The organism is Homoserinimonas flava, from assembly GCF_054969005.1.
In genome coordinates, this window is sequence record NZ_JBUEQS010000001.1 from 444,385 (window position 1) to 463,799 (window position 19,415).

Genomic DNA, 19,415 nt, shown 5'->3' on the forward strand with positions numbered 1-19,415 from the left:
GTGAGAGCACAACTCGATGCACGATTGCAAGATGTCGATCGCTGAGAAGGCCACAACGCCGCCGACACCTACGACCGCGGTCCGCGGGTGGGTGTTTTGGCCGGCAGCGACGATCGTGATTGGTTTTGTGGCGTTCGCGATCATCACTCCCGATGCGGCGGAGGCGCTCTTTGGGGCGCTGCAGTCGGGCATCGTCCAGAACTTCAGTTGGTACTACGTGCTCATCGCAGCACTCTTTGTCTTCTTCGCGCTCTGGATGGGGTTCAGCAGATTCGGCGACATCAAGCTCGGCCGAGACGATGACGAGCCGGAATTCTCGAATCTCGCCTGGCTCTCGCTGCTCTTCGCGGCGGGGATGGGAATCGGCCTCGTGTTCTACGGCGTTGCCGAACCGCTAAGCCACTTCGCCAATCCGCGCCCTGGCGTCACCGGCGGCGAGAGCGTGCTCGCACAGAATGCCCTCTCCCAGACATTTCTCCACTGGGGGTTCCACGCCTGGGCGATCTACGTCGTCGTCGGCCTCGCCCTCGCCTACGCGATCCACCGGCGCGGGCGACCAGTCTCCATCCGGTGGGCACTTGAGCCCCTGCTCGGGCGTCGCGTGCACGGCGGGTGGGGCAACCTCATCGATGTCGTCGCGCTCGTCGGCACGCTGTTCGGTGTCGCGACATCGCTCGGACTCGGCGTGCTGCAGATCAGTGCAGGCCTCGAGAGTGCCGGAATCGCCGACAGCTCCACCGTCGTGCAGATCGCGATCATCGTCGTGATCACAATCCTGACCATCATCTCGCTCGTCACGGGGGTGAAGAAGGGAATGAAGTGGCTCTCGACCATTAACCTTCTGCTCGCAGGGGCCATCTTGTTGTTCGTGCTCTTCGCAGGCCCGACACAGTACCTGCTGAGGGAGTTCGTGCAGTCGATCGGCAACTACCTGCAGAACTTCCTCGGCATGGCATTTACCGTGAGTGCTTTCTCCGGTCAGGCGGGCGAGGAATGGCAGGCCGACTGGACGACGTTCTACTGGGGCTGGTGGATGTCGTGGGCGCCGTTCGTCGGCATCTTCATTGCTCGCATCTCCAGGGGCCGGACTGTGCGCCAGTTCGTCGCTGGTGTGCTCCTTGTTCCGACGGCGATCACGTTCTTGTGGTTCAGCGTGCTGGGTGGTGTCGCGATCCACCGCGAGACCGCCGGGAGCGGAGGTCTTATCGCGGCGGACGGCTCGGTCGATCTCGACGGATCACTCTTCCTCGTCTTCGAGGAGCTCCCGGGTGGCACCGTGCTCACCTTTGGTGCCATCCTGCTCATCGCGGTCTTCTTCATCACATCGTCCGATTCAGGGTCCCTCGTCATGGGGATGATCGCGACGGGCGGCCAGGTCGAACCCAAGAACTGGATCCGCATCTTCTTCGCGACAATCACGGCACTTGTCGCAATCGCACTGCTCCTCTTCGGTGGCCTCGATGCGCTCAAGACGGCGGCCATCACGACGGCCCTCCCTTTCAGCATCGTCATGATTCTCATCTGCTGGGCGACTGCCATCGCGTTCGGGCGGGAGCGACGCAAGCCCGAGGCGTTCTGACGCCATCCGTCTCACGTGCTGGTGATATAGTTTCCACTGCATCCCGTGAATTCGGGGTGACTACGCGTGCCCAGAAGGCCACCGCATCCATTCAGTCCCCACCATCGTCGCTCAGACGATAGGGGCGGATGCGCGCCGGGCACCAGGTTCTGCGCCGACCGGCGCGATATCAACTGAGAATACGCACGACCGCCGTGATGCGGTGTCGTGCGAGAGAAGGAGAACGGCCATGGCCGTCGTCACCATTCGCCAGCTGCTCGACAGCGGCGTCCACTTCGGACACCAGACCCGTCGTTGGAACCCCAAGATGAAGCGCTTCATCCTCACGGAGCGCTCGGGCAGCCACATCATCGATTTGCAGCAGTCGCTCGCCTACATCGACAAGACCTATGACTACGTCAAGGAGACGGTCGCCCACGGCGGCACCATCCTCTTCGTCGGCACCAAGAAGCAGGCGCAGAACGCGATCGCTGAGCAGGCGCAGCGCGTCGGCCAGCCGTTCGTCAACCAGCGCTGGCTCGGTGGCCTCCTCACCAACTTCCAGACGGTGAGCAAGCGCCTCGCACGCATGAAGGAGCTCGAGGAGCTCGACTTCGACGACACCACGAAGGGCTTCACCAAGAAGGAGCTCCTTATCAAGAAGCGTGAGCTCGACAAGCTGCACAAGTCGCTTGGTGGTATCCGCAACCTCACGAAGACGCCTTCGGCGATCTGGGTTGTCGACACCAAGAAGGAGCACCTCGCGATCGACGAGGCCAAGAAGCTCGGCATCCCAGTGATCGCCATCCTCGACTCCAACTGCGACCCAGACGAGGTGCAGTACCCGATCCCGGGCAACGACGACGCCATCCGCTCGGTTGGCCTGCTTACCCGCATCATTGCGGATGCTGCTGCCGAGGGTCTCATCCAGCGCCACCAGAAGCCCGAAGAGGGCAACGTTTCGGCCGTCGAGCCGCTCGCGGAGTGGGAGGCCGAGCTGCTCGGCCAGTCCGACACCGCAGCGACGTCAGACGACGACGCGAAGTCGGATGCTGGCCAGACTGAGGGCGTCGGCGCGACGGTCCAAGAGAACGACGCCGATGCTGCGGTCGCCGAAAAGGCTGCCGATGCTGCTGACGTGACGCCGGAGCACGCTCCCGAGACCAAGGCCGAGGTCGAAGCGAAGATCGAGGCCGAGGCGACTGAGGCCGAGAAGGCCCCGGCCACCGACTCCGCCGCCACCGACGCAAAGTAGTCCACGACCGCTGGTCACGACCACAACAATTTAGGAGTTCCCATGGCAGATTTCAGCCTGGAAGACATCAAGATCCTGCGCGAGCGCCTCGGCACCGGCATGGTCGACACGAAGAACGCGCTCGTTGAGGCGGGTGGTGACCTCGAGAAGGCCACCGAGCTCCTGCGTCTCAAGGGCGCCAAGGGCAACGCGAAGCGCGCTGACCGTTCCACGAGCGAGGGTGTCGTGGCGGGCAAGGCCGGCAACGGTTCCGCCACGCTGATCGAGCTCGCGTGCGAGACCGACTTTGTCGCCAAGGGTGACAAGTTCATCGCCCTGAGCGAGAAGGTGCTCGACGCTACCGTCGCTGCCGGTGCGAAGACCGTCGAGGAGGCCCTCGCGGCATCCGTCGACGGCAAGACCGTCGCTGACGCGATCAACGAAGAGGCCGCTGTTATCGGTGAGAAGTTTGAGCTCCGCCGCGTCTCTGTGATCGAGGCCGACAACTTCGAGATCTACCTTCACAAGACGAGCAAGGATCTCCCGCCCCAGATCGGCGTGGTCCTCGGGTACTCGGGTGACGACGCCGAGACGGCGCGCGGCATCGCGCAGCACATCTCGTTCGCGAACCCGTCCGTGCTCTCCCGTGAAGACGTGTCGGATGCCGATGTCGAGAACGAGCGTCGCATCGTTGAGGAGATCAGCCGCGGCGAGGGCAAGCCTGAGGCCGCTCTGCCGAAGATCATCGAGGGCCGTCTTGGCGCATACTACAAGCAGGTCGCACTGCTTGAGCAGGACTACGCTCGCGACAACAAGCTGAGCATCGCCAAGGTTGCACAGGATGCTGGCATCACCGTGACGGGCTTCGCCCGCTTCAAGGTTGGCGCGTAGTCCACAGTCGTACATTGAGGGGGCCCGGGGCGCACAGCGTCTCGGGCCCCCTTTCTGCGGGTCAACCGAATACCCTGTAGTCATCACCACCGAGGGAGACACCATGACATCTGTGACCGGCAAGCGGAGGGTGCTCCTCAAGCTCTCGGGGGAGGCCTTCGGCGCAGGTCAGCTCGGGGTCAACCCCGACGTCGTGAGCGGGCTTGCGCGAGAGATCGCTGCGGCTGCGGTCGATGTTGAGATCGCGATTGTTGTCGGTGGGGGCAACTTTTTCCGAGGCGCGGAGCTCAGTCAGCGTGGCATGGAGCGTGGACGCGCCGACTACATGGGCATGCTGGGCACGGTGATGAACGCGCTCGCCCTCCAGGACTTCCTCGAACAGGCCGGTGCTGCGACCAGGGTGCAGTCGGCGATCACCATGACGCAGGTCGCTGAGCCATACATCCCGCTCCGCGCGGAACGCCACCTCGAGAAGGGGCGCGTTGTCATCTTTGGCGCGGGCGCCGGGCTTCCATACTTTTCGACTGACACGGTCGCTGCGCAGCGTGCGCTCGAGATTGGCGCCGATGTCGTGCTCGTCGCGAAGAATGGCGTCGATGGTGTCTACGACGATGACCCTCGCAAGAACGAGTCGGCCGAGAAGCTCGAGAAGGTGACCTACCAGGAGGCCCTCGTGCAGGGGCTCAAGGTGGTCGACTCGACGGCGTTCAGCCTTTGCATGGATAACGGGATGCCGATGGTCGTGTTTGGCATGGAACCCGCCGGCAATATCGCCTCGGCCATCCGTGGCGAGGCCATCGGCACGCTCGTCAGCAACTAGCACCGGCCGTGCCGGTAAACTCGCACGCAACCCCGAAGGAGCACCAATGATCAGCGACGTGTTGGCCGAGGCCAAAGACAAGATGGGCAAGTCGGTCGAGGCGGCAAAAGATGATTTCGCCAATGTGCGCACGGGTCGCGCAAACCCGGCGCTCTTTCAGAAGCTGCTCGTCGACTACTACGGCACCCCGACACCGCTCGGCCAGCTCGCCACGATGAATAACCCCGAAGCGCGGATGCTCATCATCACGCCCTTCGACAAGTCGGCGCTGAAAGACATCGAGAAGGCCATCGTCGCCGCGCAGCACCTCGGTGCGAATGTCGGCAACGACGGCAACATCATTCGCGCCGTGTTGCCCGAGCTCACAGAAGACCGCCGCAAGGAGTACGTCAAGCTTGTGAAGGTGAAGGCCGAAGACTCGAAGGTGTCGATCCGCAACATCCGTCGCAAGGCGAAGGACGATCTCGACGGGCTCAAGTCCGAGGTCGGCGAAGACGAGGTCGCTCGCGGCGAGAAGGAGCTTGAGGCGGTCACGAAGACGCACATTGACGCGATCGACGACGCGCTCAAGAAGAAGGAAGCCGAGCTGCTCGAGGTCTAAATGGCTGAGCAGTCGGACGACCCAACGCCTGCATCACGATTCGGCCGTCGGCGCAAGAATCGCGATGAGCTGGAGGCGCTCGCGCACGCAACCGCTGATGACATCAGGGCGCAGTTCGAGGTGCGGCGGGCGCAGCTCGAGGCGACCAATGTGCGCATCGAGGCGAAGGCCGGCAGGAACCTTTTCGCTGCGACCATGATCGGTTTGGGGCTTGGCGCGCTGCTGCTGCTGAGCCTCATGGTCGCAAAAGAGTTGTTCATGGTGTTCGCCGGTGCCCTCGTGGCCTTCACGGCGTTTGAACTCGCGAGCGCCCTGCGGTTCGCCGGTCGCAACGTGCCTCGCTTTCCCACCGTGTTGGCAGCGGTCGCGACCGTTCCGGCGGCGTTCTATCTCGGCGGCGATGGCAAGTGGCTCGCCGCGCTCGCCGGCATTGCTCTCGTCGCGCTCTGGCGCACGGTGGAGCTCCTCCGTCCGAGCCACCGGGGGAGCGCCGCCGACTTTTGGCGTGACCTTGCCGGCGGCACGCTCGTGCAGGTGTACATCCCCTTCATGGCGGGGTTTGCGGTGTTGCTCACGGCCCAGGAGGGCGGCGAGTGGTGGGTGTTGACCTTTATCGTCACGGTGGTCGCGGCGGATATCGGGGCGTATGCGAGCGGCATCACGTTCGGCCGCCACAAGATGGCCCCGCGGATCAGCCCTGGCAAGACGTGGGAGGGGCTCGCGGGGGCTGTCGTGGCGACGCAGGTCGCCGGCATCCTGCTCACGGTGTTGCTGCTCGACAAGCCGTGGTGGCTCGGTGTGATTTTCGGGCTGGCGATGGTGTTCACGGCGACGATCGGCGACCTCACCGAATCGCTCATCAAGCGCGACCTCGGCATCAAGGACATCAGCACCTGGCTGCCCGGTCACGGCGGCTTTCTCGACCGTCTCGATTCGATCCTGCCGAGTGCCGCGGCGGCGTGGGTGCTCTTCTACCTCTTCGGCTAAGGCCCTCTCGGCGGCGCGACAGGGTGCCGCCCAGTGCGTAAGGCACAATGGGTCGGGTGAGTGCTACTTTTCCGAAGACCCGCAGGAACCGTCCTGGCTACAACATCGAGCAGGTCGAGGACTTTCTTGAGGATGCCCGTCGTGCCTACACGACGGAGCGCGGCGAGGTCTCCGCGATCGGTGCTTCCGACATCCGCCGCACGGCATTCGCCATGCAGAAGGGCGGATACTCGCCCGAGCATGTCGATGCGGCCCTCGAGCGCTTGGAGGACGCCTTTGCGGCCCGAGAGCGCGACCGCCGTTCCGCCCAGCTCGGCGAGCAGGCGATCGTGCTGGAGAAGCGGCAGATTGCGCAGGAGATCGTCGACCGCCTTGCGCGGCCGACCGGCCACCGCTTTGCACGGGTGAACCTCTTGGCGAACGGTTATCGACGCGTCGAGGTCGATGCGCTCGCCGATCGAGTCGCTGCCTATCTGAGTGAGGGGGCACCGTTGACGGCCTCCGAGGTGCGCTCGGCGGCGTTCCGCCCGCAGCGCGGCGGCTACCGAGAGAGCCAGGTAGACATGCTGCTCGACGCGGTGGTCGACATCATCCAGGCGGTCGAATGACCGAGGCGGGGTGCGCTTTGTCGGTCGAGTGGGGTACAGTCTCTTCACTGTGAGTACCCGAGCGAATCATCGCGCGCTCCCGGCCGGAACGCCTCGGTCGAGCGGAGCGCCGTTGGCGACTCGACTTCACAGCAGACTCGCTCTCCAGGTGTTCGCCTTCACGGTCGCGGCGGGGGTCATGTTCGTTTCTGTCATGGCACCGAACAGTCTTGAGACCGCGCAGGCGGATGCTGATGCGAACTCGCTCGCAAGCGCTGATGTCGCACAGACCATCACGGTCGAGGCCACCGCACTCGAGCCGCTCGGGCGGGACAGCTTCGAGGCGAAGGCGTATGTGGAACCAGAGCCGACCGTGCGGCAGGCTCCTGCGGCTGGCGCACCCGACCCTGGATCTGCTCAGGCCATTGCCTATGACATGGTGATGGCTCGCGGCTGGAGCGCCGCGGAATTCGACTGCCTCGTCGCGCTTTGGAACAAAGAGTCGGGCTGGAACGTCTACGCCCACAATGCATCGAGCGGCGCCTACGGCATCCCGCAGTCGCTCCCGGGCGAGAAGATGGCGTCGGTCGGCGCCGACTGGGCCACGAATCCCGCAACGCAGATCACCTGGGGCCTCGGCTACATCCAGGGTCGCTACCAGACGCCCTGCGGCGCCTACAGTGCCAGCCAGGTCAAAGGCTGGTACTAACTACACTGGGATGCATGCCCAGGTCGAATCGTCCGCGCGGACGACGCGCCCCGGTCGGTGACGATCGCGACCTCACGGCTGCGCTCCTCGGTGGGCGCCGAACGGAATCGAAGCGCGACGGCGAGTGGACCGTGCAGCCGATCGCCGCCCCGTCAGCGCTCAAGCAATACTCCTGCCCCGGATGCTCGGTGCCGGTTGCTCCCGGCACCGCTCACGTCGTCGCGTGGCGCAGCGACGCGTTCCTGGGCGAACAGCACGCACTCTCCGAGCGTCGACACTGGCATTCGCACTGTTGGAAGATCAAGTAGGGACAGCATTGACGGACATGACTGAGATCAGGGCTGGCATCGAGCTTCCGGCCATTCGCGAAGACATCGAGTTGCACACCGACGACGGGCTCACGCTCGTTGGCGAACTCGCCCTGCCGCTGACTGCAACGCCCGTCGCAACGATGCTCGCATTGCATCCGCTGCCGACAGCCGGCGGGTTTATGGACTCTCACATCATCCGCAAGGCCGCGGCGCGACTTCCCGCCCTTGCCGATATCGCGGTGCTGCGCTTCAACTTCCGTGGCACGACGTCGCCGCGCGGCACGAGCGATGGTGAGTTCGGCGATGGGGTCGATGAGGCCTTTGACCTGCGCGCCGCTGTCGAGTTCGTGCGCGCGCGCGGGCTCCCATCGCCGTGGCTTGTCGGCTGGTCCTTCGGCACGGAGGTCGCGCTCAAGCACGGTCGTGCCTACGATGTTCCCGGTCTCATCCTGCTCTCCCCGCCACTGCGTCGCACAAGCGATGAGGAGCTCGCGGCGTGGGCTTCAAGCGGCAAACGCATGATCGCGGTGGTGCCGGAGCTCGATGACTTCTTGCGCCCGGAGGAGGCCGCCCAGCGGTTCGCCGCAGTGCCGGAGGCCGAGATGATCGCCGTTGAAGACGGGCGTCACCTGTGGGTTGGGGAGCAGCAGACGAGGCGGGTGCTCAACGAGATCGTCGCGAGGCTGAACCCAGCTGCTGCACCGCTCCCGACCGAATATCCAGCGGCCTCGCTCGCCTGAACCCGCGGTGCAGGGCCAAACCAGGCCAGGAAGCACCGCCTCGCTGGTTCAGAGCTCGTTCTGGCGGGGGATGAAGACCTGCTTCACGACGATGAGCACGGATGCCGCGACCGGGATGGCCACGAGCGCGCCGAGCACGCCGAGAAGCGCGCCGCCAGCGAGTGCAGCGATCACAACGAGCACCCCGGGCACTTTCACCGCCCGATTCATGATGCGCGGGTTGATGACATACGCCTCGATCTGCATGTAGACGAGATACCAGACCGCAGCAAAAATGACGGTGGGCCAGCCGTTAAAGACGAGCACGCTGAGCACGATCAGCGCGGAACCCGTGAGGGTTCCGACGAGCGGCACGAGGCTGAACAAGAAGGCGATGAAGGCGAGTAGCACCGAGTACTGCGCGCCGATGATGGAGAGGAAGATGAAGCTCAGCACACCATTGATGAGTGCCAGGGTGGCCTGCCCGACGACGTAGCGACCGACCGACTCGATGACCTGTTCGGCGATGTCGATGAACTTGCCCCGCCGTGAGGCCGGAATGAGCTGGTAGAGCCCGCGCTTCATGGTGTGCAGCGAAGAGACGAAATACAGCGTGAGGATGAGGATGATGACGGCGCCAAATGCGGCCGTCGCGATCCCGATGCCGGCCTGGAGCACACCGCCGCCGATGCTGAAGAAGTCGAGCTCCGACACGAACTTCGTGATCTCTTCGAACACGAGCGGCACGTCGAGGGCGGGGAAGATCCGCTGGATCTCGCCGACGAGGGCATCGCTTTGCGCGAGGTCAATGATGTCGACCACCTGCGCAACCAGGCGCTCGACCTGCGCGACGATCACCGGAATGAGCGCGAACACGAGGCCTGTCGCGGCCCCGATCACGCCGGCGAGCACCGTGAGAATGGCGAGCCAGCGAGGAAATCGCTTGCGTTCGAGGAATGAGACGAGCGGGTCAAGTCCGAGCGCGATGAACAGTGCTGCACCGATGTACGTGAGGATCGTTGCGAGGCTGCCGATGGCCGCGCCGATACCGATCGCTACGAGGACGCCGAGTCCTCCGAGAAGTCCGAACCGAAACGCGTTCTGGATCTTCATCGGGCTCCCTTGTGCGCTCAGCTCTCGCTGGTGATTTTCTCGGCTTCTTTGAGCATGCCGCGGAGGTTCTCGAAGTATCCCGCGACGGCGTCTCGCTCGATCCTAATCTTGGCGAGGCTCTCCTCGGCTTCCGACACGAGGCGAGCGGATTCGCGTTCCGCGTCATCGATGATGGCGCGGGAGCGCTTCTCGGCGTTCGCGAGGATCTCCGCGGCGGTTGCGGAGGTTTCTTCGCGCAGCGCACGGGCCTCGGCCTTCGACCCGGATTCGAGTTCTTCGGCCTCCTTGCGCTTCTCTGCAGCCCGCTTGGTGGCCTCTGCGAGCTGCGCCTGCGCCTCGTCGAGGTAGCGCTGCGTTTGAGCCACAGCCTCCTGCTGCTTCGCGAGGAATCCCTTCTCTGCCTCGTCGCGCCGTGCTGTGAGTTCGACGTCGAGATCGATTCGCGCCTGTTCGACCTCTCGGGAGATGGTCGTCCTCGCTTCGTCGGCCTCGGCGGCAAGGGCCGCTCGCACTGTCTCGTCTTCGTGCTTGAGTGCTGCGCGCTGCATCGCGATGTCTCGAGCGAGGTCGGTGCGCTGCTTCTCGACATCGTGTCGCAGTGACGCCAGTGCTGTCGTGGTCTCGGCCTCGACGGCGTCGCGAAGCTTCGTCGTCTCGAGTTCGAGCTCTGCCCGCGCGCGAGTTGTCTCTTCGGCGACCTCGCTCCGTGCCCGAGAAATCTCTTCGCCGAGCGCGGTGCGAGCGGCAATCGTCTCGCGCTGGACCTCGGCGCGGGTTTGGGCCGCCTCACGGTCGAGGGCGGAGCGCACCTTCTCTGCCTCGTTTTCGAGTTCGGTGCGGATGCGTGCCGCCTCGTTCTCGAGTTCGGTGCGGATGCGCGTGGCATCCTCACGCACCCGGGCCTGCTCCTCGGCCGTGTCGTGCTCGAGCTGAGCACGCTGCGCGGCGACCTCACGTTCGATCGCGCCGAGCTTCGCTTCGACGTCGCGGTCGACCTCGGCGCGCTTTGCGGCGACCTCCTGGTCAATTGCGGCGCGCTTCACCTCGACCTCGGTGTCGATTTCGGCGCGCTTGACCTCGACCTCGCTGTCGATCGCGGCCCGCTTCATCTCCACCTCGGTGTCGATTTCAGCGGTACGGGCAGCGATCTCGCGGTCGAGCTCATCGCGGCGAGTGGTGATCTCACGGTCGAGCTCTCCACGCCGGGCGCTGATCTCTTGCTCGAGTTCGGCACGCGCCTGCGCTGTTTCGCGTTCGAGCGCCGCGGTCGCATCCGCCGTGTCGGAGGCAAGTCGAGCCGCGGCTTCGGCGGTGTCGCGTTCGAGTGCGCCGCGGGCTTCGGCGGTGTCGCGTTCGAGTGCGCCGCGGGCTTCGGCGGTGTCGCGTTCGAGTGCGCCGCGGGCTTCGGCCGTGTCGAGCTCAAGGGCCGTGCGGGCTTCGGTGATTTCGCGCTCGAGTTCGGCGCGGGTGTGTGCCACCGTGGTGGCGAGTTCGGCGCGGGTTGTCTCGACATGCCGGTCGAGGTCGGTGCGCTTCTGCTCGATCTCGCGCTCGAGGTCACCCCGGAGTTTCTCATTTTCGGCGGTGAACTCCACGCGAGCTCGCTCGGTGTCGCGGGCCAGGGTCGAGGCGGCTTCGCGTGCCTCACTGGCCTCACGTTCAACGACCGCGCGCAGCTCGGCGGCTTCGCGTTCAGCTTCAGCGCGCACAGCGGCGGCCTCACGCTTCGCGGTGGTTCGCACCTCCGCTGCTTCCGTCGCGACGGCACCGCGGATGCTTGCCGCCTCGCGGAGGGCATCCTGCGTGAGCGTGTCGGCTTCGGTGCGTGCCCTTCCGGTGAGCTCTTCGGCCTCGGTGCGGGCATCCGTCACCATCTTCTCGGCGCGGGCGGTCGCATCGGCGATGAGTCGATCTGCAGCGTCGGCCGCTTCGGCGCGCACGGACTGCACCTCGGCTTGCACGCTGCTGCGCAGCTTTTCGGCGTCGATGTCGGCCTGGCTGATGAGCCGCGTCGACTGCTCTTCGGCGATCCTCAGGGTGTTCTCGAGTTTGGTGCCGAGCCCAGCGTAGGTGGGGCTGCCGGTCTCGTCGATCTCTGCCTGAAGGTCATCGACCGTGGCTTTGAGTCGCTTGATCTCTTTTGCGGCGTCGGCTTTGTCGCTATTGGCCTTGATCAGCTCGCGCCGAAGATCTTGCAGCGCGGAGTCAACCTCTTCGCGGTTGTAGCCGCGCATGACGGTGGCAAAGGTTCCCTCGTCGATGGGCACGGTGTTCTCCTGTGAGTTTGAGACGGTGTCGGCTCCGACCGGTCAGTTCACGAGTTTAGCGGCCTCGCCGCGATTCCCATGAGAGTGGGCTTTGCGTCCCCGGTGTGCGCTGCCTGCCTCCTGTTAGGCGGCATTCAGGGTTGCTGACTAGTCTGGAATGTCTTTGCCTGCCGTTTCGATGCCCGTTCCGAGGGCGTCGTTGGCCGTGCGACTCGGGGCCACGCCCTGGAGTCGAAATTGCACCGCGGCTGTTCGGCGCCATGAGAGGAGGGTTCGTTGCGCTTCGTTGCAGCGATCGTCAGCTTCGTACTCGCATTCGTTCTGATCGGCCTTGGGCTCGCCCAGCGCACGATTTTTGCCGGCCCCGATCGACTTGTCGCTGAGGGATCGACGACATCGGATGCTCCGCTCACCCTGATCGAGGGAGACGCGCTTCATGCCTACGACGGCCGCCAGCGCCTCACGATCGGGGGCGATGACGCGGTGGTGGCCGTGTATGGCCGCACCGCCGACGTCACCGCATGGGTCGGCGAGGCGAGCCACAATGTGCTCACGGTCGACACGGAGACCAACGAACTCGTGGCCGAACTCGTCGAAGGTGACGAAGACGTCGTGCCATCGGCCCTCGGTTCCGACCTGTGGCTTGCAGAGTTCACCGGTGAGAACTCGTTGACCTTCACCGCCAACGTGCCGGAGGGGATCTCTGTGCTCCTCATGTCTGATGGCACGGCGGCGGCTCCGCAGGATGTGAGCATTTCGTGGCCAGTCGACACCCGCACCCCGTGGGCCGGCCCGCTCCTCGCCGCCGGTGGGCTCATGCTCCTCGTTGGCATCGGCCTCTATCTCTGGGCGCTGTCGCACTGGCGCAAGACCAGAGGGCCGCGACGAAAGTCGAATACAAAGCAGAAGTTGCCTCGCCCCCCGAAGTATTCGGCGCGAAAGGCCGCGAAAGCCGTCAAGCCGGCATCACCGAGCGCTCCAGGTCAGAGCCGCGGGCGCCGCGCGAGTGGCCGTCTTCGCATCGCGTTCGTGCCGACCGTCGTTGTTGGCACCCTTGTCTTTACGGGATGCTCTGCCGACAGCTGGCCAGAATTTGACGGCGCATCGTCGCCGTCGGCAGCACCGAGCGCGGCTGACGAGGAGGTTACCGAGTCGGCACTTCGCGATGTCGCGGTCACCGATTCCCAACTCCAGCGCATCATGACGAATGTTTCGCAGGTCGCGACTGAAGCAGATGCCGCAACCGATTCAGACCTGCTCGCAACCCGCTTCGAGGGCCCAGCGCTCGAGGTTCGCAACGCCAACTATGTGCTTCGCCGGGCTGATGGCGCCCAGCCCGCCCTCACGCCCATCGCCGCCGAGCCGATCGCCCTGTCGCTGCCACAGCAGACTGATGCGTGGCCGAGGGTCGCGCTCGTCATCGTGCAGGACCCCGACGACGAGACGGTGGTCCCGACGGCGCTCGTGCTCAGCCAGGAGACCCCGCGCGACAACTATCACGTGCAATACGCCGTGAGCCTGCAGGCGACCGAGTTTCCGGATGTCGCGGCCTCGACGGTCGGTGCGGTGCGGTATTCGCCAGACAATCGATTCCTCAAGCTCACCCCTGAGGAGGTTGCCACGGCATACGCTGACGTGCTCGTGAACGGCACGGCGAGTGAGTATGCCGAGGAGTTCGACCTCGAAAACGACACCTTCTTGTCAGGAGTTGCCGGCCCCGAAGCCCGTGCGGCCCGGGCCGCGGCCGTGTCTGGGCCAGCGACGCTCACGACGACGCCCGCCGAGGGAACGGGGGAGCGCATTGCTCTCGCGACCGACAATACGGGCGCCATCCTCACCCTCAGTTTCGGCGACACTGAGACGGTGACACCGACCGAGGCGGGCGCGACGATCAGCGTCGGCTCGACGGTACGATTGTTGACCGGCGTCTCGGAGACCACGACCGGGGTGTACGTGACGTATGGCTACCAGTTGCTGTTCTATGTGCCTCCGGCCGGCAGCGACGAGAAGATCCGTCTGCTCGGGGCGACCGAAGGCGTGACAGCGGCAGGAGAACTCTGATGACCGACACCCCACCGATGGGCGCGCACCTCCGCGGTGCCGTTGACCTCTCCTCGCTCGTGCGGCCTCCGGCGGGGGCGGCTCCGGCGAGCGGCGCTCCGGCTGCCGCCGCTGGTGGAGCCAGCGTGGCTGTCCCGGCTCTTGTGCTCGATAGCGGCGACACAGCCTTCCAGGGGCTGCTTGAACTCTCGAACACGGTGCCCGTCATCGTCGAATTTCACGCCGGTGCCACCTGGGCCGCCCTCGCTTCGGTGGTTCGTGATCTGAACGGGCGACTCGTGCTCGCCCGCATCGATGCCACGCAGAATCCGCAGCTGCAGCAGGCATTCAACGTCAGCGCTGTACCGACGGTTGCTGCAGTTATCGGGGGTCGACCGCTCGCCCTGTTTGAGGGCGAAATCCCCGAAGACCAGATCCGCGAGGTCTTCGATCAGCTGTTCGCGCTCGCATCGCAGAACGGCGTGACCGGCATCGCTGTCGCCGATGAGGTTCAGGCGGCCGACGAGGAGCCAGCCGAGGAGCCGCTGCCGCCGCTCCACCAGGAGGCGTACGACGCGATCGAGCGCGCCGACTTTGCCGCCGCCATCACGGCCTACGAGACGGCCATCGCGCAAAACCCCAAAGATCATCTCGCGGTCGCGGGGCTCGCGCAAGTGTCCCTGCTGCATCGGCTCGCAGGCAAGACCGCCGCATCGATCCGCTCCGCGGCGGGCGACGCGCCCGGCGACCTCGATGCGCAGCTCGACGTTGCAGACCTTGATGTCTCCGGAGGCCACCTGGATGACGCGTTCGCGCGCCTCCTCGACCTCTTCATCGGCCTCGATCAGGCCGGTCGCGATCGTGTGCGCACTCGGCTCCTCGAGTATTTCGAAGTCGCTGGCGCCGACGACCCCCGTGTGATCGCGGCCCGTCGCCAGCTCACAAACCTGCTGTACTGAGCAAACCTGCCGTGCTGAGCGGCCTCAGTTCGATCGCGGCTTCAAGAAGAGGGCCCCGAGCGGCGGCAACGTGAGCTCGACCGACGCCGCCTGCCCGTGCCACGGGGTCGCCTCAGCCGTAACCGCGCCGAAGTTGCCAACGCCGGAGCCACCGAACTCCGAAGCATCCGTGTTGACGACCTCAACCCATTCGCCGTCGCGCGGCAGTCCGAGGCGGTAGGGGCCGACCGGCACGCCGGAAAAGTTCACGACGATGACGATGGGCTCGCCGTGAGCCGACCAGCGGATGAACCCGACGACATTGTTGATGGTGTCATCGCCGACGAGCCAGTCGAAGCCTCGGGGGTCGTTGTCGCGCTCCCAGAGGGAAGGCTCCTGGCGATAGACGCGGTTGAGCTCGCCGACGAGGCGCGCGAGCCCCTGGTGGGCTGGCTGGTCGAGAATCCACCAGTCGAGCCCGCGCTGCTCGCTCCACTCCGAGAGCTGGCCGAACTCCTGCCCCATGAAGAGCAGCTGCTTGCCGGGATGCCCCCACATGAAGGCGAGGTAGGCGCGAAGGTTCGCGAGCTTCTGCCACTGGTCGCCCGGCATCTTCGCGAGCAGCGAGCCCTTGCCGTGCACGACCTCGTCGTGGCTGATCGGCAGCATAAAACTCTCGCTGAAGGCGTATTGCAGGCTGAACGTGATGTCGTGGTGGTGATGCGAACGCCACATCGGATCGACCTTGATGTACTGCAGCGAGTCGTGCATCCAGCCCATGTTCCATTTGAGGCCAAACCCGAGACCATTGCCAGCGGTCGGACGCGTGACGCCGGGGAATGCCGTCGACTCCTCGGCGATGATGATCACGCCAGGATTGCGCTTGTAGGCGGTCGCATTGACCTCCTGAAGAAAGCTGATCGCCTCCAGGTTTTCGCGGCCACCGAACTCGTTTGGCAGCCACTCGTCGCGCGAGTAGTCGAGGTAGAGCATGCTCGCGACCGCGTCGACCCGCAGCCCATCAATGTGGAACTCTTCGAGCCAGTACAGCGCATTCGCGACAAGAAAGTTGCGCACCTGCGAGTCGCCGAAGTTGAACACGAGGGTACCCCAGTCTGGCTGTTCGCCACGCCGCGGATCGCTGTGCTCATAGAGCGGCTGGCCGTCGAAGTTCGCGAGGGCCCACTCATCCTTGGGAAAGTGCGCCGGCACCCAGTCCATGAGCACGCCGATGCCACCCTGATGCAGGCGATCGATGAGATAGCGCAGGTCGTCTGGATGCCCGAAGCGACTCGTCGGGGCGTAGTAGCCCGTGACCTGATACCCCCACGACGGACCATACGGATGCTCCGCGAGCGGCATGAACTCCACGTGCGTGAAGCCCAGCTCGGTCACGTACTCGACGAGGGAGTCGGCGATGTCGCGGTAGCCGAGGCCGGGCCGCCAGGAGCCGAGGTGCAGCTCGTAGACACTCATCGGGGCATTGTGTGGGTCCCGCTCGCTGCGCGCGCGAAGCCAGTCGCCATCGCCCCAGGTGTAGTCGGTCGTGCCGATGACGGAGGCAGTCTTGGGTGGCACCTCGGTATAGCGCGCCATTGGATCGGCGCGACGAACCCAGTCGCCGTGGCGGGTGAGGATGTCGAACTTGTAGTTGCTGCCGTCGCTGAGCCCTGGCACGAAGATTTCCCAGACGCCGTTGTCGTCGAGACGTCGCAGGGCGTGACCGACACCGTTCCAGTCGTTGAAGTCGCCGATCACCCGCACCGCGCGGGCGTGTGGTGCCCACACCGACAACGATGTGCCGTCAACACCCTCGTGTTGACGGAACCTCGCTCCGAGCATCCGCCAGAGCTCTTCGTGACGACCCTCGGCAAAGAGATAGGTGTCGACTTCGCCAATCGAGGGGGTGAAGCGGTAGGGGTCGTCGGCAGTCCACGTGTTGGAGCCGTCGTAGGTCGTCTCGAGCGTGTATGGCCCCGCCGGCCCTGCCACCGTGCCCTGCCACACGCCCTCCGCGAGGTGCTCGAGATCGAGGCGCGTGCCGTCATCCCGCACCGCGACGACGTGGCTCGCAAGCGGGCGCAGCGCCCTCACGACGGTCGTGCCATCGACCTCGTGCTGGCCGAGCACACTGTGAGGGTGCGGGTGGCGCCCCTCGGCGATCGCGAGGATCGTGCCGGTATCGGGGCTCGTGATGCTCATGCGCGGGTGCCGCCGTTTCGTGTCGTGGTGCGGTAGTCGATCTGCAAGATGTGCACGGGCTCGGTAAACGGATCGAGCCGCACATAGTTGTCGTCGCCCCAGGTGAAGCGCTCGCGCGTGAGCAGGTCAGTCACCCCGAACTCGGTGCCGGGGTCGAGACCGAGCCGAGTCAGATCGAGGTGCACCATGGTTTCGCGCACCGCGTGAGGGTCGAGATTTGCGACGACGATGACACCGTCTGGCTGGCCTGAGCGCACGAACTCCGCCGCGAGCGTCTTGGTGTAGACGAGGATCGAGTCGTCGTCGCTCCAGTGCACATCGAGGTTGCGCAGCTGGCGCAGGGCCGGATGCTCGGAACGGATGCGATTGAGCTGGCGCAGATAGGGTGCGAGCGAGCGACCCTCCGCCTCGGCGGCGGCCCAGTCGCGCACCTTGTACTCGTATTTCTCGTTGTCGATGTTCTCTTCAGAACCGGGGCGCGCGACATCCTCGAACAGTTCGTAGCCCGCGTAGACACCCCACGTTGGCGAACCGGTCGCGGCAATCGCAGCCCGGATCTTGTAGGCGGCAGGGCCGCCGAACTGCAGGTACTCCGTGAGGATGTCCGGCGTATTGACAAAGAAGTTTGGCCGCAGGTAGTCGGCGGTCTCACGGCTGAGCTCCGTGAGGTACTCCTCAAGCTCACCCTTCGTGTTGCGCCACGTGAAATAGGTGTACGACTGCTGAAAGCCCACCTGGGCGAGCGAGCGCATCATCGCCGGGCGGGTGAACGCCTCAGCCAAAAACACGACCTCAGGATGCCGCGAATACACGATCTGCGACAGCCACTCCCAGAACCACAGCGGTTTGGTGTGCGGGTTGTCGACGCGGAAGATGCGCACACCGAGCCCGATCCAGTGCTCGACGATGCGGAGAACCTCCTCGCGCAGACCGACGGGGTCGTTGTCGAAATTCAGCGGATAGATGTCCTGGTACTTCTTCGGCGGGTTCTCGGCGTAAGCAATCGAGCCATCGACACGGGTCGTGAACCACTCGGGATGCTCGGTCACCCATGGGTGGTCGGGCGAGCACTGCAGCGCGAGGTCGAGCGCGACCTCCAGCCCGGCCTTCGTGGCGGTGCCGACGAAGGCCTTGAAGTCGGCCATCGTGCCGAGATCCGGGTGGACGGCGTCATGGCCGCCCTCCTTCGCTCCGATCGCCCACGGCGACCCAGGGTCGCTTGGCCCTGCGTTGAGCGTGTTGTTGGGCCCCTTGCGAAACGCGGTGCCAATGGGGTGGATGGGCGGCAGGTAGATGACGTCGAAGCCCATCGCCGCGACATCCGGCAGACGCTTTGCGGCCGTGCGGAAGGTGCCGCTCTTGATCGAGCCGTCCTTTTTCTGCTTTGCCCCCTCCGATCGCGGAAAGAACTCGTACCAGCTGCCAACGGCTGCCCTCGTGCGCTCGACGCGTAACTCGAGCGGCAAGCTCAGGGTTGCCCGTGAGGTGATGGGGGAGCGCTCGAGCTCGGCGGCGAGCTTGGCGTCGGATGCCGCGGCAAAGCGTTGCTCTGGCGTGCGATTGGTGTTGCCGAGCGCCTTCGCGGCATCGCGGAACAACGCGCTGCCGGTGCTGGCGGCACGGCCGAGCAGCGCGGCACCCTCGTCGACCATGAGCTCAGCGTCGATGCCGGCCGGAACTTTGATCTCGGCGTTGTGGTGCCAGGTCGCCCACTCATCGACGGAGGCCTGCACGCGCCACGACCACCGGCCGGGCTCAGTCACCTGGACGGCGGTGGCCCAACGGTCTGTCCCGGCCGCGGTTGCGCGCATCGGATGCTTCTGCTGCACGCCCTGTGGGTCGGTGAGGAGCAGATCGACCGCAAGCAGATCGTGTCCCTCCATAAACACTGTGGCGCTGAAGGGGACCACTTCGCCGACGAACGACTTGGCTGGCCACAGGTTTTCGGGTTGCTGCGGCGAGAGCGCGCGGATGGCGATGCGGCCAGTCTTCGGCACGGTATCGAGCTCGGCGTTTGGGGCGGCGTCTGTCACGGGCGGGGGAGCGTGCTGAGCGGTCGGATGTTGGGGGTCTGAGTTCGCTGTAGCCACGGTTCGACCGTACTCGCTTGCCCCCCTCTCGGGGAGGAGGGGGCGGGCATCCTCAGCCGATTCGGGGGACATTCGACGCGAACCGGGGGACGGATCGTGTCCGTATTTGGGGGGACCCCCACGACTGGGGACACGATGCGAGTGCACCGGTATAGACGCGTTCGTACACTCGGACCCAAGGGGAACACACCGACGAGAACTCACCCAGAGAATTCGTCCCCAGCCTTATCACGCACCACACCGCCGCGGCTTGACCCCCACGGCAATCACCCACCAACAAGACAGCCCGAATGTCTCGCACACGCGATGCCACCTCCTTGGAGATGGCCGCGGATGCACGCCGTCGGG

The 19,415-nt window shown here is 65.2% G+C and carries 16 protein-coding genes; 12 read left to right on the plus strand and 4 right to left on the minus strand.

Going from position 1 to position 19,415, the window contains the following annotated elements; all coding sequences use genetic code 11:
- The first annotated feature begins 31 nt into the window (after positions 1–31).
- From ACY48M_RS02075 to ACY48M_RS02120, 10 genes are all read left to right on the plus strand, one after another.
- Positions 32–1,579, plus strand: coding sequence for a BCCT family transporter (locus tag ACY48M_RS02075; protein ID WP_462818581.1), 1,548 nt, complete (start codon positions 32–34; stop codon positions 1,577–1,579).
- Between the two features lie 229 nt (positions 1,580–1,808).
- A complete protein-coding gene (rpsB, locus tag ACY48M_RS02080) occupies positions 1,809–2,813 on the plus strand; it encodes a 30S ribosomal protein S2 (RefSeq protein ID WP_462818582.1) in 1,005 nt (334 codons plus the stop codon).
- Positions 2,814–2,855: 42 nt separating this feature from the next.
- Complete coding sequence (gene tsf / locus ACY48M_RS02085) at positions 2,856–3,683, plus strand: translation elongation factor Ts (protein ID WP_462818583.1); 828 nt, start codon at positions 2,856–2,858, stop codon at positions 3,681–3,683.
- Between the two features lie 103 nt (positions 3,684–3,786).
- On the plus strand, positions 3,787–4,503 hold the full coding sequence (gene pyrH, locus ACY48M_RS02090) for a UMP kinase (protein ID WP_462818584.1): 717 nt from the start codon (positions 3,787–3,789) through the stop codon (positions 4,501–4,503).
- 46 nt (positions 4,504–4,549) lie between these two features.
- A complete protein-coding gene (frr, locus tag ACY48M_RS02095; protein WP_462818585.1) occupies positions 4,550–5,104 on the plus strand; it encodes a ribosome recycling factor in 555 nt (184 codons plus the stop codon).
- Complete coding sequence (locus ACY48M_RS02100) at positions 5,105–6,091, plus strand: phosphatidate cytidylyltransferase (protein WP_462818586.1); 987 nt, start codon at positions 5,105–5,107, stop codon at positions 6,089–6,091.
- Between the two features lie 47 nt (positions 6,092–6,138).
- Positions 6,139–6,699, plus strand: coding sequence for a DivIVA domain-containing protein (locus tag ACY48M_RS02105; RefSeq protein WP_462818587.1), 561 nt, complete (start codon positions 6,139–6,141; stop codon positions 6,697–6,699).
- A gap of 112 nt (positions 6,700–6,811) precedes the next feature.
- Positions 6,812–7,387 (plus strand): aggregation-promoting factor C-terminal-like domain-containing protein, encoded by a 576-nt coding sequence (locus tag ACY48M_RS02110; protein ID WP_462818588.1) that lies wholly within the window; start codon positions 6,812–6,814, stop codon positions 7,385–7,387.
- A 14-nt stretch (positions 7,388–7,401) separates the two neighbouring features.
- Positions 7,402–7,695 carry a hypothetical protein gene (locus ACY48M_RS02115; RefSeq protein WP_462818589.1) on the plus strand — a complete coding sequence of 98 codons (294 nt, stop codon included), beginning with the start codon at positions 7,402–7,404 and terminating at the stop codon, positions 7,693–7,695.
- 17 nt (positions 7,696–7,712) lie between these two features.
- Positions 7,713–8,438 (plus strand): alpha/beta hydrolase, encoded by a 726-nt coding sequence (locus tag ACY48M_RS02120; protein WP_462818590.1) that lies wholly within the window; start codon positions 7,713–7,715, stop codon positions 8,436–8,438.
- A gap of 48 nt (positions 8,439–8,486) precedes the next feature.
- Here ACY48M_RS02120 and ACY48M_RS02125 read toward each other — a convergent pair whose 3' ends face one another.
- Positions 8,487–9,530: an AI-2E family transporter gene (locus ACY48M_RS02125; RefSeq protein WP_462818591.1), complete on the minus strand. Its 1,044-nt coding sequence runs from the start codon at positions 9,528–9,530 to the stop codon at positions 8,487–8,489.
- Positions 9,531–9,547: 17 nt separating this feature from the next.
- Positions 9,548–11,797, minus strand: a complete 2,250-nt coding sequence (locus ACY48M_RS02130) for a DivIVA domain-containing protein (protein WP_462818592.1) — start codon at positions 11,795–11,797, stop codon at positions 9,548–9,550.
- Between the two features lie 276 nt (positions 11,798–12,073).
- Between ACY48M_RS02130 and ACY48M_RS02135 the strand changes: the two genes are divergently transcribed.
- Together ACY48M_RS02135 and ACY48M_RS02140 are read left to right on the plus strand one after the other, a co-directional pair.
- On the plus strand, positions 12,074–13,858 hold the full coding sequence (locus ACY48M_RS02135; protein WP_462818593.1) for a DUF8094 domain-containing protein: 1,785 nt from the start codon (positions 12,074–12,076) through the stop codon (positions 13,856–13,858).
- Positions 13,858–14,796, plus strand: coding sequence for a co-chaperone YbbN (locus ACY48M_RS02140; protein WP_462818594.1), 939 nt, complete (start codon positions 13,858–13,860; stop codon positions 14,794–14,796). The genes ACY48M_RS02135 and ACY48M_RS02140 overlap by 1 nt, the downstream gene beginning before the upstream one ends.
- 24 nt (positions 14,797–14,820) lie before the next feature.
- Here ACY48M_RS02140 and glgB read toward each other — a convergent pair whose 3' ends face one another.
- Positions 14,821–16,977 (minus strand): 1,4-alpha-glucan branching protein GlgB, encoded by a 2,157-nt coding sequence (glgB, locus tag ACY48M_RS02145; protein ID WP_462818595.1) that lies wholly within the window; start codon positions 16,975–16,977, stop codon positions 14,821–14,823.
- The gene (locus ACY48M_RS02150; RefSeq protein ID WP_462818596.1) at positions 16,974–19,067 is read right to left on the minus strand and encodes an alpha-1,4-glucan--maltose-1-phosphate maltosyltransferase; all 2,094 of its coding nucleotides are present in this window, start codon (positions 19,065–19,067) and stop codon (positions 16,974–16,976) included. Before ACY48M_RS02150 ends, glgB begins: the two co-directional genes overlap by 4 nt.
- Positions 19,068–19,415: the final 348 nt, after the last annotated feature.